The 13,767-nt window shown below is 51.6% G+C and carries 9 protein-coding genes; 2 read left to right on the top strand and 7 right to left on the bottom strand.

What is annotated here, in order from left to right:
* Nucleotides 1–57: 57 nt before the first annotated feature.
* The 6 genes from ygjK to ebgR all read right to left on the bottom strand — a co-directional run bounded on the left by ygjK (nt 58) and on the right by ebgR (nt 9,838).
* A complete protein-coding gene (gene ygjK / locus A1WG_RS15855) occupies nt 58–2,409 on the bottom strand; it encodes an alpha-glucosidase (protein ID WP_000695443.1) in 2,352 nt (783 codons plus the stop codon).
* Between the two features lie 16 nt (nt 2,410–2,425).
* Complete coding sequence (gene ygjJ / locus A1WG_RS15860) at nt 2,426–3,496, bottom strand: protein YgjJ (protein ID WP_000671503.1); 1,071 nt, start codon at nt 3,494–3,496, stop codon at nt 2,426–2,428.
* A gap of 140 nt (nt 3,497–3,636) precedes the next feature.
* Nucleotides 3,637–5,070 carry an amino acid permease gene (locus A1WG_RS15865; protein WP_001285444.1) on the bottom strand — a complete coding sequence of 478 codons (1,434 nt, stop codon included), beginning with the start codon at nt 5,068–5,070 and terminating at the stop codon, nt 3,637–3,639.
* Between the two features lie 62 nt (nt 5,071–5,132).
* Nucleotides 5,133–5,582, bottom strand: a complete 450-nt coding sequence (locus A1WG_RS15870; RefSeq protein WP_001517130.1) for a beta-galactosidase subunit beta — start codon at nt 5,580–5,582, stop codon at nt 5,133–5,135.
* Nucleotides 5,579–8,671, bottom strand: a complete 3,093-nt coding sequence (gene ebgA, locus A1WG_RS15875; protein WP_001517129.1) for a beta-galactosidase subunit alpha — start codon at nt 8,669–8,671, stop codon at nt 5,579–5,581. The genes A1WG_RS15870 and ebgA overlap by 4 nt, the downstream gene beginning before the upstream one ends.
* A gap of 183 nt (nt 8,672–8,854) precedes the next feature.
* On the bottom strand, nt 8,855–9,838 hold the full coding sequence (gene ebgR / locus A1WG_RS15880) for a transcriptional regulator EbgR (protein WP_001517128.1): 984 nt from the start codon (nt 9,836–9,838) through the stop codon (nt 8,855–8,857).
* Between the two features lie 218 nt (nt 9,839–10,056).
* On the opposite strand from ebgR, the gene A1WG_RS15885 reads away from it, so the two are divergent.
* Nucleotides 10,057–10,389: a tRNA-binding protein gene (locus tag A1WG_RS15885; protein ID WP_001517127.1), complete on the top strand. Its 333-nt coding sequence runs from the start codon at nt 10,057–10,059 to the stop codon at nt 10,387–10,389.
* 43 nt (nt 10,390–10,432) lie between these two features.
* Here A1WG_RS15885 and ygjG read toward each other — a convergent pair whose 3' ends face one another.
* Nucleotides 10,433–11,812, bottom strand: a complete 1,380-nt coding sequence (ygjG, locus tag A1WG_RS15890) for a putrescine aminotransferase (RefSeq protein ID WP_032141512.1) — start codon at nt 11,810–11,812, stop codon at nt 10,433–10,435.
* Nucleotides 11,813–12,230: 418 nt separating this feature from the next.
* On the opposite strand from ygjG, the gene aer reads away from it, so the two are divergent.
* Entirely contained in the window at nt 12,231–13,751 is a 1,521-nt protein-coding gene (gene aer, locus A1WG_RS15895; RefSeq protein WP_001517126.1) for an aerotaxis sensor receptor Aer, read from the top strand.
* The last annotated feature ends 16 nt before the right edge of the window (nt 13,752–13,767 follow it).

The raw sequence follows: 13,767 nt of genomic DNA, 5'->3' as shown, positions 1-13,767 counted from the left end.
GGGACGTACATGTAGGGCGGATAAGGCGTTCACGCCGCATCCGCCAGCCGTTGTAAATTACTGCTTACGGAAAAAATCGTTATACAACATATACAAATGCGCTGCGCTCCAGGAGAAATTTGGGGCACCTTGCTGTGCGCCGGTCAGCGGGTTGTAATTCTCCTGAATCGGACCGTCGGCGGTTAAGCCTTTGGCGTGCTGGAAAAAAGTATCCGCAAGTTTCAGGGCATCATCGCGATAACCGTAACGCTCCATACCTTTCAGAGCAAACCAGAACTGATCCACCCATACGCGCCCGCGCCAGTAGATATCCGCGCCAAAGGCCGGATTGGTTAACGCTGCCGTTCCCAGTGGGACAAAGGTGTTGAACTCTTTGGTGTCCAGCATCACCTTCACCACCGCGTCGGCATTGGCCTGCGTTGCTGCACCATTAAACAGCGGCGACCAGCCTTCCGGCCCTTTACCGCGCTCGACAATCGGCTTGCCCGCGCAGCCGTTCGCTAACGGTTTATCTTCAATGCGTATGTCATAGTAGAACTGTGTGGCCGGGTCGAACATACAAGTATTGATGTAATCTGCGAGCTGTACTGCCAACTGGCGATAACGTTTGGCTTCTTCGGGTTTGCCGAGGATTTTCGCCATCTCGGCCAGATAATGATTATCGCTGTACATATAGCTGGCCTGATCCACCGATTCCTGTAACAACGAGTAGCCCAGCAACGTCCCGTCCTGACTGCGGTTTTCAGCGAATTTCACCGTCCAGTCACTACGTTTGCCGCCGTTAGCGACATATTTATCCAATTGTTCTTTGTCGATAAAACCAAAGACGGCTGCATCATCACGCCCCGATTCCCACGACGCGGCAACCTGCGCCGGAATTTCCAGGCTGTCGTACTGGCCTTTCTCAACTACCCGGGCGTAATTGTTCAGCCCGGACTGCGTCTCTTCTTTATCGCCTTTTTTCACTGTAAACAGCATCTCGCCATTCTCAGTATTGTGGGCTTTATCGCGGGTTGCGCCATATTCCGGTACGCCGTTGCCGTTATGATCGCGGTTACGTAACCACCAATCGTGATAGGCCACCAGTTTCGGGTACATCTCTGCCAACCAGCCTTTATCCTGGGTGACGTTGTACACTTCCATCACCGACCAGGCGGCAAGACTGGGTTTGGTATTACGTTCATTCCAGTTACCGCCATCGCCGCCACGCTCGGGGCTAAGGTTCCACGCAATCAGGTCCGGCACAAATCCCACATCCTGCGGACGCACGGCGTCGCCAGGTTGGATCTGCCAGGAGAAGACCGCGCGAATATTCTCTTTGGCGATGTCCGGATTGAAATGCGCCATCGCAAACGCCTGCTTCCAGGTATCCCACGGCCAGGTCTGATTGCCGGAGAACCAACGCCCGGTTACCGACGGCGTGACGGTGTTATATTTCACCGCACCGCCCGGCGAACGCCAGTTGCCGTTGAGGGTTTCGATCGCTTTCACCGCGACGCGCGTCTGCTCCAGCGTCGCATCCGGATTGGTTAACCCTTTCTTCAGGTACTCTTCCCAGCGTCGCTGCGAGGCGGTGAGATAAAACGCCGGACGCGCCAGAATATCGCGGATTTGCATCTGTTCTTTGCTGACTTCCTGGGCGGTCAGCAGATGGGAATAGGTGGTATAGAGTGTCGTCGAACCGTTGATATGCGCCTTACTGGTAAAGCGATTACCGTTGATTTCAGTCTGCATCGGTAATGATTTATGCACCTGATATTCCGATTCGCCGGAGGTCAGCAGATCCCAGGTGGCGCGCACTTTGCCAAAGGTAACTTTCAGGCCATCACGGGTGGCGCTGATCTTGCGTTGATAATCAGGGTACTCGCCAGTAATGGTTTTATCAGAAAGCGGTTTCCCTTCTTTCGCTTCCAGTTTTTCCAGCAGCTCGCCGTCCCACACCAGATCCAGCGGTTTATCGCTGGTGATTTTGGTTTCCAGTAGTGACGTGCGCGGCGTGGCGAAGCGCAGAGTCATTTCTATCTGCACATCTTTTGCTGTCAGCTTTTGCACCAGCGCACCGGGAATACTGTATGCCTCCAGTGTGAAGTCGACTTTTTGGCCGTCCTGCCAGACAGTCAGGCGGTCGAAATTGGTGGCCATAAAGTTGATGTACTCTTCCGTTAGCAGTGCAACGCCCGGAAAGCCACCCATGGTGTTCGGGCCGTCAGGCAACAGGTGGCCATGCCAGGCACCGAGATCGAAAAATGGGTTAAAACGCTGGTGGTCGTCGTAATCGTAATCCTTCATGTACTGCGGCGCGCCGGTACGGTTAATCACGTTTTTATAATTGTCGGCGTTAGCGGCATGGGCGGAAAAGCTCATCAGCAGGGCGCAGGCTACTGGCGTTAAAATGGTTTTGATTTTCATGAGATTACTGTCCTTATTACCAGTAAAAATATTGCATCAGGAAGAGTTGGTCGCTGGGATCGTGAGAGGCATTTTTCATGTAGAAGCGGCTGTCAAAAGCCGTAGCGAAACGTCCGCCACCGTATTCGTACCAGATACCAAACTGCATGAAAGAGGTGGTTTCATCGTCTGCGTGGTCAGGGCGATGTCTGGCGTAGGTGTAAGCGGTGGAGAGATAAATGCCTTTTAACGCTTCATACATGGCGCTCACCATCATCCCGCTTTCACTTCCCGGTACGTCCAGCCCGTCGGCGCGTCCGGTATGGTGCCAGGCGCGTGCGGCGAAGTTAGGGGTAAGCAGGCCAGTGAGATAAAGCTGTCCTGTGCCGTCGGTAATTTCCAGACCGTTCATCCAGGTGATGCCTTCGGCAAGGTCATACTGGATGTAACCGTTCATCATTGCCGGATAGGTGTATTTATCGTCGTAGCGATCGTATTTGCCAAAATGCAGCCAGGCTTTGCTTTCGTCATGATGTCCGGCAGGTGTGGCGGTGACGCTATAACGAAAATTACCGGTTAGGTTTTGTACCTTCAGCGCGGTCATAATGTCACGGGTATTGGGAATGACGTAGCCCAGATCGGGCGTGAAATCGCCCCACCATTGCAGGTCATCCAGTGAGGAATCCTGACGCAGACTCAGCATGATTTCGGTGCCATCATTGGTACGATAACCGCCATAGAAACGGTTAATCCCACCTTCAAAACCGCCCCAGCTATGGTCAGGCACCCATGCATTGCCGTCGTGGTCGGCCTGCACGGTCCAGCCTTCGCCGTAAATCAGGCCGAACCAGGAGCCATACTTCATCTCCAGGCCACCTTCAATATAGGTGCCGTCACTGTATTTATGTTTATTCTCACCCTCTAAATCCATATATCCACCAACCCCTAATTCGCCGTAAAAACGAAATGAAGGAGAAGACGTCGAAGTAATCGCGGGTGTTTTTGTGTCGTCATGTTCTGCCGGACGTGCTTCATCAGCGGCCGCAAAAAACGCGTAGCAAAACGGCAGAGCAACTAATGCTCTGCAAGGCGTACTATTAAATTTCATAATGTTAATCCATGAGCTAAAGAAAAAGTACAGCCTTTTATCGACATAATTAATAATGTTAAAAATACTCAGGCAGAAACTATTTTCCCTCTCCCCATCCAGGAAGAGGGAAAATGCCTGCTCATTTTTTATTAGTCTGCTTAATCCACGTTGTTGGCTGGCGTCGCTTCAATATGGCGTTCTTCAGCCGTTAATCCTTTTATATATTTGCTGTATTTCCACCACGCAAAGCCGAGGAAAATAACAATACCGCCGACGTTATAAAAAATGATGGTCAGAATATTTGCACCGGTCGGGAAGGTTGAGGCGACAAATCCTACGGCAAATATCGCAATCAGCATTGAAACAACGATAATACCGGTGCGACGGGAACCCATACGGAAATCACGTGGCAGGTGATCTAATTTGGCGCGTAAATTCAGATAGGCCAGCATGATGAATAACGGCGGAAGCATGGACGCTGCCGCGGTCATATTAATAATAGTATTCATTAGATCCTGCACGGTATTGGAGCCGAGCATCGGGATAATCATCAGTGGGATCACGATCAGGAACTGGATCCACGCCGCGCGCGCCGGAACGCCGTTTTCGTTCAGTTCGACGGTTTTCTTACCAAAGATCCCTTCCGGGATTTCGGAAAAGAAAATTTTCACCGGCGTTGCGGTCCACATCAGCAGGGAACCAAACATCGCGGTAAAGGACACAAGGCCAACAAAGCGGTTCATTAATGCTTCCGGCAGACCAAAGTATGCGGCCATGCCGTGGAATACCTGCACCGATCCGCCAGTAAATTTCAACTCTTTGCTGCTGACGAAGACGTTAATCAGCACCGAGGAGACGGAGTACAGTACACCGATAAAAATCCCGGCGAGGATGATCACTTTAACGAACGATTTCGATCCGCCTTTAACGTCGTTAACGTACACAGCAACGGACTCTGCGCCGCCTGCTGCCATAAAGATCCAGGTGGTAACGCCGAGGAACGCCCAGTTAAAGTTCGGGATCATCGCATCAACGGTGATGGGGTCTGCAGGTTGTACGCCGCCAACCAGCGCCGTACCTGCCAGTAAAATGTAGGAGAGCGTTAACAGCAGCATCAGCGTTGAAGTAACGGAGGTGATTGGTCCCAGCATTTTCGCCCCGTTGGTGGAAACCCATGTGGAGAAGGCGAACAGCACCATGCTGATAATGGTGGTGGCAACTGGCGTCATAATATATTCGTAGCCGAGGAAGGCATACGAGGCGTAAGCAATAACGCGCGGCAATAATGAGGTGAAAAAGAACAGGTTCACGAACCAGTAGGTATAGGCAGTAATAAATGCCCAACGTCCGCCCAGCGAACTTTTTACCCATGCGTAGACACCAGCTTCCGAGTTTTTATTTAACGAAACAAATTCTGCGATGATCAGACAGAAGGGAATAAAATAAAAAATCGTCGCGAGGAAAAACATCGGTGCCGAGGCCAGTCCAAGCTCAATATTATTATTGATGACGTTATTAAAGCTATAAACGGCGGCAAAAGTCAGCGAGAGCAAGCCGAATTTGCCGATTGTATTACGTTTGGTATCAGACATAACACATCTCCGAAAATGAGTAGGGTAGCGGTGGCGGCAAACTCCTTTTGCCGCCGTAGTTGTTATTTGTTATGGAAATAACCATCTTCGATGGTGACTTTGAGAACGACCTTTTTGACTGCGTTATTACAGATAAACCGATACGCTTCATGGTTATCGCAAATAATGATTTGCCCTTCATGAACTTCAACGGTTTCTCCGCAGCCCTTTAAATATTCACGGTCAGTTTCATCGCGATAATATTCCACGACCTGTAACATCTCTTTCGGTGCATATTCAATTTTTTGCTGCCCTTGCAGGTAGTAATGCACTTCAAAATAGCGGCGATGTCCGGTAAATAACGCATCAGTCGCGGAGTCGTTTTCCACTCGATAGGTCAATGAGTCACCGATGGAGTGGGCGACGCCAGGCTGAATATTGTCGATATTTTCAATCGCTTCAACGCAGCGTTGCCACTTCTTGCCAGAGGCGTAAATCTGGCGGAACTGTTCTAAGTTATCGATGATCCTCATTGCTTATTCTCGCTGTGCAAATTCGTGGAAAAGAACCCTGCGCCGAACTCATGCGACGCCAGGCTTTGCGCGGTGGCTTCTCCGCCAGAAACTGGCAGCAACGTAAAGCCGTAGCTGAAGTCACGGAACCAGACGCGCCAGGAGTCCAGCACCTCGCTACCCCAGGAGTTGGAGCCGAGGCCAAGCAACTGGTGGTCGAGGTTCAGAGTGATGTCATCGCTGCGCCGCAGCTCGTTGCAGTGCTGGGCTGCGTGGATGTTCTCCTGGGTATAGTGCCAGGCGCTGAAGTTAATCGGGCGCTGCGGAACCACCAGCAGACCGCTGCCGTGGCGGTTAGTCAGTGCCGCCCAGCGGACATGCTGGCGGTTGCCGTTGTTCTGCGGGAAGGGATAGTTCTCGAACATGGCATCGACGTTGCTGCGCCAGATATCGATGATGTTAGCCTGCTGGCTGTCGGCGTAGTTTTCGCCCGGTCCACGTCCGTAATACGCCACCTGATCGTATTCGCCGTTAATTCCCATGGTGAAACCGATGCACGGAATGATGTGCGGATAGTCGCCGTAACGTTCGCCGGAAAGTGCCACGTTAACCTGACCATCGGCAGCGATGCGCCAGATGTAGGTGCAGCGCATCCCGAAGTCAAACACCGGCGGGGCAATAACCGTGCGGCTGATGATCAACACCTCGCCATCACTTTGCTCAACGGCAAAGTCGCGCAGATGCTCCTGCATGATCTGCAAATGATTCGGTTGCCACAGTCCTTCGTACTCCTGCTTGTGGTTGTCGATCATTGGCTTGAAGAAGTTGATCTTTGGCTCGCGAGTCAGCAGTGATTCGCCATTCACCTGCCATGACGTCGGTTTGCCAGTCAATTTTGAGAAGGTGATTGCGAAGTTGTAGCCGCGAACGGTGCAGCTCAAACGTTCATCTTCCAGCTTCAGCGGATGGGCGTTATTCGGCGCGAAAGGCACAGGCTGCGCAGTGTTTTCCTTCAGCGGGAACTGATAAGTGGCGATAGGGTGCCCGGCGTCGCTGTAGCGAGTGCGGGAATCTTTGGTCACCGTAATGTTGAGAAACGCTTCGCGGGTGTCCAGTTGCGGCAGCGTGATGTGCAAGGGGGCTTCGCTGTTCGGCGCAACGTCGCGCAGCTTAATTTGCTGCGTCGCGAGCGTTTCACCTTCGGCGCGCACGTCTACGTGCAGGGTGTAGTCATCAAGCGTGGTAAACCACAGTTTATTTTCGACTTTCAGTTCGCCGCGATTCAGATCCAACGCGTGAATTTTTACCGGCGCGATAACCTGTTTGTACTCTTTCAGACCCGGCCCCGGTGTCTGATCGGAATAGATCAAACCATCAAGACAGAAGTTATAGTTGTTGGGATAGTCGCCGTAATCGCCGCCGAATTTATACCAGACGTTGCCGTTGTCATCCTGCGCCAGGATCCCGTGATCACACCACTCCCAGACATAATGCCCCTGAATGCAATCGTGCTTATAGAAGACGTTCTGGTATTCCGTCAGCCCGCCAGGTCCGTTACCCATCGCATGGGCGTATTCACAGATGATGCGCGGTTTTGGATGCGGGTATTCACCAAACTCATTCATCAGCGGCACGCGGGTGTACATGGTGGAAATAATATCGACCACTTCAGCATCGCGATCTTCTTCGTAGTGAACCAGACGCGTGTCATCCAGCGCCTTCGCCGCGTGGTACATCGCGCGGATGTTACAGCCATAGCCGGACTCGTTGCCCAGCGACCAGATGATGATCGACGGATGGTTTTTCTGCGCGTGAATATGACGAACGATGCGCTCGACGTAGACTTTTTCCCACTGCGGATCGTCGGTAATGCGGCTGATATCACCAACGTTAGCAAAGCCGTGCGATTCGACGTCGGTTTCCGCCATCACAAACAGGCCGTAGATATCACACAGTTCGTAAAAACGCGGATCGTTCGGGTAGTGAGCAGTACGCACAGAGTTGATGTTGTGTTGTTTCATCAACTGGATATCTTTCTCAACGCGATCTATCCCAACGGCGCGGCCTTTGCGATGATCGTTGTCGTGGCGATTGACGCCGTGCAGCATCACATAACGGTTATTGATCCAGAACAGACCGTCGCGCACTTTGATATCACGGAAGCCAACGCGTTGCGGCACCACTTCCAGAACATTGCCGTTGGCATCTTTCAGCGTCATGACCAGATGGTAAAGATAAGGGGATTCTGCCGACCATTGCTGCGGCTGTTCGACAGTAAAAGCAAAACTGGCGCTGGTCAGTTTTTCAATTGCCAGGTGATTAATGGCGCTGCGGTGCACCACGCGTTCGCCGTCGAACAGGGTATATTCCAGCGTCGTTACGGCAGGGGAGGCAGCGAGATTTTCCAGCACCACTTCGCAGGAAAGTGTGGCGTCGCAATAGGCTTCGTCAAAGTCGGTACGCACGGTGAAATCGTTAATGTGCGTCAGTTGTTTACCGATCAGATAAACATCGCGGAAGATCCCCGCCGACCACCACATATCCTGGTCTTCCACGTAGGTGGAGTCAGCCCACTGCATCACGCGCACACACAACAGGTTGTCGCCAGTTTTAACCATCGTACTGATGTCAAACTCTGCGGTCAGGCGACTGCCCTTGCTGAAGCCAACATACTGACCGTTAACGTAGACTTCAAAATAGGTTTCGACGCCGTCAAATTTAATCAGCGTCTGTTTACCCTGCCAGCCGTCGCTGAGGGTGAAAATACGTTGATAGGCACCGGTTGGGTTATCGCTGGGAACAAACGGCACATCGATGGGGAACGGAAAACCTTCGTCGGTATATTGCAGTTTGCCGTGACCTTCCATTTGCCACATGGCGGGGACGGTAATATGCCCCCAGTCAGCCATTAACTCAGAGGTGAAGGCTTCTGGCACTTGCAGCGGATGATCAAAAAAATGGAAATTCCACTGACCGCTTAAAGGCAGAAACAGGCTGCTGGTTTCGCGGGCAAAGGTACGTGCCTGCGCAACAGAATCATATGAAAAAAAGTACGCACGCGGCATAAGTCGGTTTTCGTGGGTGAGCTGAATGTTTTCCCAGCGATTCATAGGGCCTCCCGGTAGAGAGAAATCGGAACCATTTATGGCGATGGTAGTTTGTGTAATTGATGGGGAGTTTAGTAAAATTTTTACTAAAAAGTAGCAGGTAAATGCATTTACTTTAACTGGATCACGAAAATAAACGGCAGCACTGTCCGGCAAAAACGATTGCCAGACAGTGTGTGAGGGGATTTAGCGGGTTGTACCGCGCAGTTTTAATTTGCTGGGAACGAAGACTAGCAGCGGCAGCGCGCGACCATCGCGAGCCTTTTCATACAACAGGTTAACGCCCTGGCTTCCCATCATCTCGGAATGGATTCGCACGGTTGAGAGCGGCGGAAAGGTAAATCGCGCGGTAGGAATGTCGTTAACGCTGATAAGCGAAATATCCTGCGGGATGTTCAGGCCACGTTCATGAATTGCCCGTAGTACGCCGATAGCAATGGAATCGGAAGCGACAAACAATGCCTTCGGGTAGTTTTCCCGCGCCAGCATTTGTTTTGCCAGTTCATAGCCTGACGAGCTGGAAAAACCGCCGCGCCAGATATCCTCTTCGCGCACAACGTGCTTGAGATGACCATACTCGACAAATGCCGCTTCGCGAATATCTGCTTTGCCTGGCTCGTCTTCGCCGCCAATAAAACCGATGCGATTTACACCCTGAGCAATATAGAAATCGATGATTTCTTTACTGATGCGTGCCAGATCGATATCTACCGCATCGTAATTGCTGCCTGGCTCGTGAAAGTCGATAAAACAGATATTATCGGTTAACGCACTGGCGGCGGCGCGTAGGGCAGGCGTGGGCTTGCCGACAATTAAAATGCCGGTGACGTTTTTAATGTCCGGCAAGCCGTTGTGCTCATAACAGTTGGTCAGTTCGATCGCCAGCTTTTCGCACTGGGTTTCAATGCCGTGACGGATCGCCAGATAGTAAGGGTCGTTGATCTCCAGCTCCTGCTGGTAGCTGTAGATGGCCAGAATATGGTGCTGGTTGACTGCGCCAGTCTGTAATTTACGGGCGCTGCTGGTCTTGTACTCCAGCTTTTCTGCGATCTCCAGAATGCGATGTTTCGTCTCTTCCTTTACATTCAATGTCGGATCGTCATTTAAGACCCTGGATACTGTCGCCAGGGATACGCCAGCTTCGATTGCGATGTCTTTTAGTGTTGCCATGTTTACCTTTTTTACTTTCCCTGATGTGCGCCTTCATTGTAGAGGAAGTGCTTATTGGGTCACCTGTTTTCAGTAAATAAAGCGCGTTTCTTTGACGCTGTAACGGTAACACAGTGGCTTATGAATGTGATCACGCCTGCATTCTCTATTTTTAGCCTACAGGATTCAGAAAAACTTTTGCTATAGTTTAGTAAAATTTTACTTGAAGGAGAGAAACAATGGAAACCGTGGCTTACGCTGATTTTGCGCGTCTGGAAATGCGTGTCGGGAAGATTGTGGAAGTTAAACGCCATGAAAACGCCGACAAGCTGTACATCGTACAGGTTGATGTCGGTGAAAGAACGCTGCAAACCGTGACCAGCCTGGTGCCGTACTACCGCGAAGAAGAGCTGATGGGTAAAACGGTGGTGGTACTGTGCAATCTGCAAAAAGCAAAAATGCGCGGTGAAACTTCGGAATGCATGCTGTTGTGTGCAGAAACTGATGACGGCAGTGAAAGCGTGTTATTAACGCCGGAGCGGATGATGCCTGCGGGCGTGCGTATCGTATAAAAAATGGCGGATGGCGAATTTGCCTCGCTATCCGCCATCGGTATTACGCCTCTTCGACACTTACTCGCATGGCGGCCAGCGCCTTACGCGCCGCTTTGATCACCTGCTCACACTGTTCAATGCTCAGTGTCAGTGGCGGTTCAATGCGGATCGTTTTGGCATTGTTGAGCGTTCCGGCAACCAGCACGCGCTGGCGGAACATCTCGCTGGCAAAGTTGTAGCCGATTTCGTTATCAACAAACTCAATCGCCATCAACATTCCTTTGCCGCGCGCGTCCTGCACCAGATCGGGATATTCCCGCGCCAGTTGACGGAAACCGTCCAGCAACATATCGCCTTTTTGCTCAGCCTGGGCCGGTAAATTCTGTTCCAGCAACACGTTGATGGTTGCCAGCGCTGCCGCACAGGCCAGCGGGTTGCCGCCAAAAGTGGTGGTATGCAGAAACGGATTGTCGAACAGCACTGAGAATACCTCTTCGGTGGCGATGGTCGCGCCAATCGGCATTACGCCGCCGCCGAGGGCTTTCGCCAGGCACAGGATGTCCGGCTGAACGTTCTCATGTTCGCAGGCGAACATCTTGCCCGTGCGCCCCATGCCCGTTTGCACTTCATCGAGGATCATCAGTGCGCCGAACTCATCGCACAGCTTACGTACGGCGGTGAGATAACCCGGCGGCGGCAGAATTACACCACCTTCGCCCTGAATTGGCTCAAGGATCACTGCGGCAACATCATCACCGGTTTTTTTGCACTCGCTAAGGGCTGTGCGCATGGCTTCAATATTGCCAAACGGTACATGACGGAAACCCGGCAGCAGCGGCATAAACGGTTTGCGGAAGGTCGATTTCGCCGTGGCCGACAGTGCGCCAAGCGATTTGCCGTGGAACGCGCCGCTGGTAGCAATAAAAGTAAATTTGCCGCGCGGTGACTGATAAGCCTTCGCCAGTTTTAGCGCCGCTTCAACGGACTCGGTGCCGCTATTACAGAAGAAGCTGTATTTCAGTTTGCCGGGCGTCAGCGCGGCAAGGGTTTTCGCCAGCATCGCCCGTAACGGATCGAGCAACTCCTGGCTATGCAGTGGCTGTTTCGCAAGTTGATTCTGTACGGCGGAAACTACAACTGGATTACGGTGCCCCACGTTGAAAATTCCAAAACCTCCCAGGCAGTCAATAAACTCCTGTCCCTGGGTGTCGACAAGCGTATTTAAACCTCCCGCTTGCCACTCTACGGCTCCGTAATCCCCGCCAGCGGTAACAGATTTGCGATACTCTAAAAATCCCGGATTGACATGTTCTTTGAAGTATTCAATCACCTCCCGGTTAAGTGCTTTCATCTCCTCATGATCCAGCGTTCGCTTTTCAATGAGATTCAGGGCGTGGGCGCTGCACGCTAAAGCCGATGCGCTCGAAGGTAACCTGTTCAAAATATGCTCCGGAGGCTCGCGTATCACATGATACCGATTTAAGTATTGCAGGGATTGCGCCACTCCGGCTGCGATTGCGAAAATCGGGATAAACACAAATGCGGCAATCATCTGTGCAACATTTAATGCTGATTGTTAACATTTGTTGTTATTTGGTACGATTTCTATCGAGTATGGATTTTGCGCTTGTTATGTAAATGCACTCTTTCAGGGCAGCAAATGCCTGTTTTTTGGGCAATGTAATTAATGTTATCGCATAGTAACATGGTGAAAGTATTTTAAATCAATGAATTACATTTTGTGCTTTAATCGCAAATTGCGATCTAAATCAAATTAAACCGCTAAAGATAACCGCGCCGGGGCCGACATAACTTCCGACAAGAAGTTAACAACAATATAACCTGCACAGGACGCGATTATGTCTTCTCATCCGTATGTCACCCAGCAAAATATCCCGCTGGCTGACGATACCACTCTGATGTCTACTACCAATCTACAAAGCTATATCACACATGCTAATGACACTTTTGTGCAGATTAGCGGCTATACATTGCGGGAGTTACAGGGGCAGCCGCATAACATGGTGCGCCATCCGGATATGCCGAAAGCGGCCTTTGCTGATATGTGGTACACCCTGAAACAGGGGGAACCCTGGAGTGGAATCGTGAAAAATCGGCACAAAAATGGCGATCATTATTGGGTGCGGGCGAACGCGGTGCCGATGGTGCGCGATGGCAAAATCAGTGGCTATATGTCGATTCGCACGCGGGCGACGGATAAAGAGATCGCAGCGGTAGAGCCGCTGTACAAGGCGTTGAATGTCGGGCGCACAAATAAGCGTATCCATAAAGGTTTAGTGGTGCGTAAAGGCTGGTTGGGAAAACTCCCTTCATTGCCGCTTCGCTGGCGGGCGCGTGGAGTGATGGCGCTGATGTTTATCGCGCTGGCGACCATGCTCTGGTTTGCCGCCGCACCAGTGGTGAATTATTTCCTCTGTGCGTTAGTGATGCTGTCAGGAATTGCCTGTTTTGAATGGCAGATTATTCGTCCGATAGAAAATGTCGCCAGCCAGGCGCTGAAGGTGGCGACCGGTGAGTGTAACAGTGTTGATCATCTGAATCGCAGTGATGAACTGGGGTTGACGTTGCGGGCAGTAGGGCAGCTTGGTTTGATGTGCCGCTGGTTGATTAATGACGTATCAAGCCAGGTTTCCAGCGTCAGAAGCGGCAGTGAAACGCTGGCAAAAGGCACCGATGAACTTAACGAACATACTCAGCAGACGGTAGATAATGTTCAGCAAACGGTAGCGACCATGAATCAGATGGCAGCGTCGGTAAAACAGAACTCTGCCACGGCTTCGGCTGCCGATAAACTTTCTATTACCGCCAGTAATGCGGCAGTGCAGGGCGGGGAAGCGATGACCACGGTGATCAAAACGATGGATGATATTGCAGACAGTACTCAGCGCATTGGCACTATTACTTCGCTGATTAACGATATTGCTTTTCAGACCAATATCCTCGCGCTGAATGCGGCGGTGGAAGCGGCGCGTGCCGGAGAGCAGGGTAAAGGTTTTGCGGTGGTTGCGGGCGAAGTACGTCATTTAGCCAGCCGCAGCGCCAATGCTGCCAACGATATTCGCAAGCTGATCGATGCCAGTGCTGATAAGGTGCAATCCGGTTCACAACAAGTGCACGCTGCCGGACGGACGATGGACGATATTGTGGCGCAGGTGAAAAACGTAACTCAGTTGATTGCTCAGATTAGCCATTCAACGCTGGAACAAGCCGATGGGCTTTCCAGTCTGACCCGTGCGGTAGATGAACTTAACCTGATTACCCAGAAAAACGCCGAGCTGGTGGAAGAGAGCGCGCAGGTGTCAGCGATGGTTAAACACCGCGCCAGCCGACTGGAAGACGCGGTGACGGTGCTGCATTAATCGGTATGCCGGATAT

Source organism: Escherichia sp. KTE96 (assembly GCF_000408525.1).
Classification (GTDB): domain Bacteria; phylum Pseudomonadota; class Gammaproteobacteria; order Enterobacterales; family Enterobacteriaceae; genus Escherichia; species Escherichia marmotae.
This window is presented reverse-complemented; position numbering and strand designations above follow the sequence as displayed.

Coding starts and splice junctions, on each gene's coding strand:
- ygjK (WP_000695443.1), bottom strand. CDS start 2,409: ATGAAAATCAAAACCATTTTAACGCCAGTAGCCTGCGCCCTGCTGATG.
- ygjJ (WP_000671503.1), bottom strand. CDS start 3,496: ATGAAATTTAATAGTACGCCTTGCAGAGCATTAGTTGCTCTGCCGTTT.
- A1WG_RS15865 (WP_001285444.1), bottom strand. CDS start 5,070: ATGTCTGATACCAAACGTAATACAATCGGCAAATTCGGCTTGCTCTCG.
- A1WG_RS15870 (WP_001517130.1), bottom strand. CDS start 5,582: ATGAGGATCATCGATAACTTAGAACAGTTCCGCCAGATTTACGCCTCT.
- ebgA (WP_001517129.1), bottom strand. CDS start 8,671: ATGAATCGCTGGGAAAACATTCAGCTCACCCACGAAAACCGACTTATG.
- ebgR (WP_001517128.1), bottom strand. CDS start 9,838: ATGGCAACACTAAAAGACATCGCAATCGAAGCTGGCGTATCCCTGGCG.
- A1WG_RS15885 (WP_001517127.1), top strand. CDS start 10,057: ATGGAAACCGTGGCTTACGCTGATTTTGCGCGTCTGGAAATGCGTGTC.
- aer (WP_001517126.1), top strand. CDS start 12,231: ATGTCTTCTCATCCGTATGTCACCCAGCAAAATATCCCGCTGGCTGAC.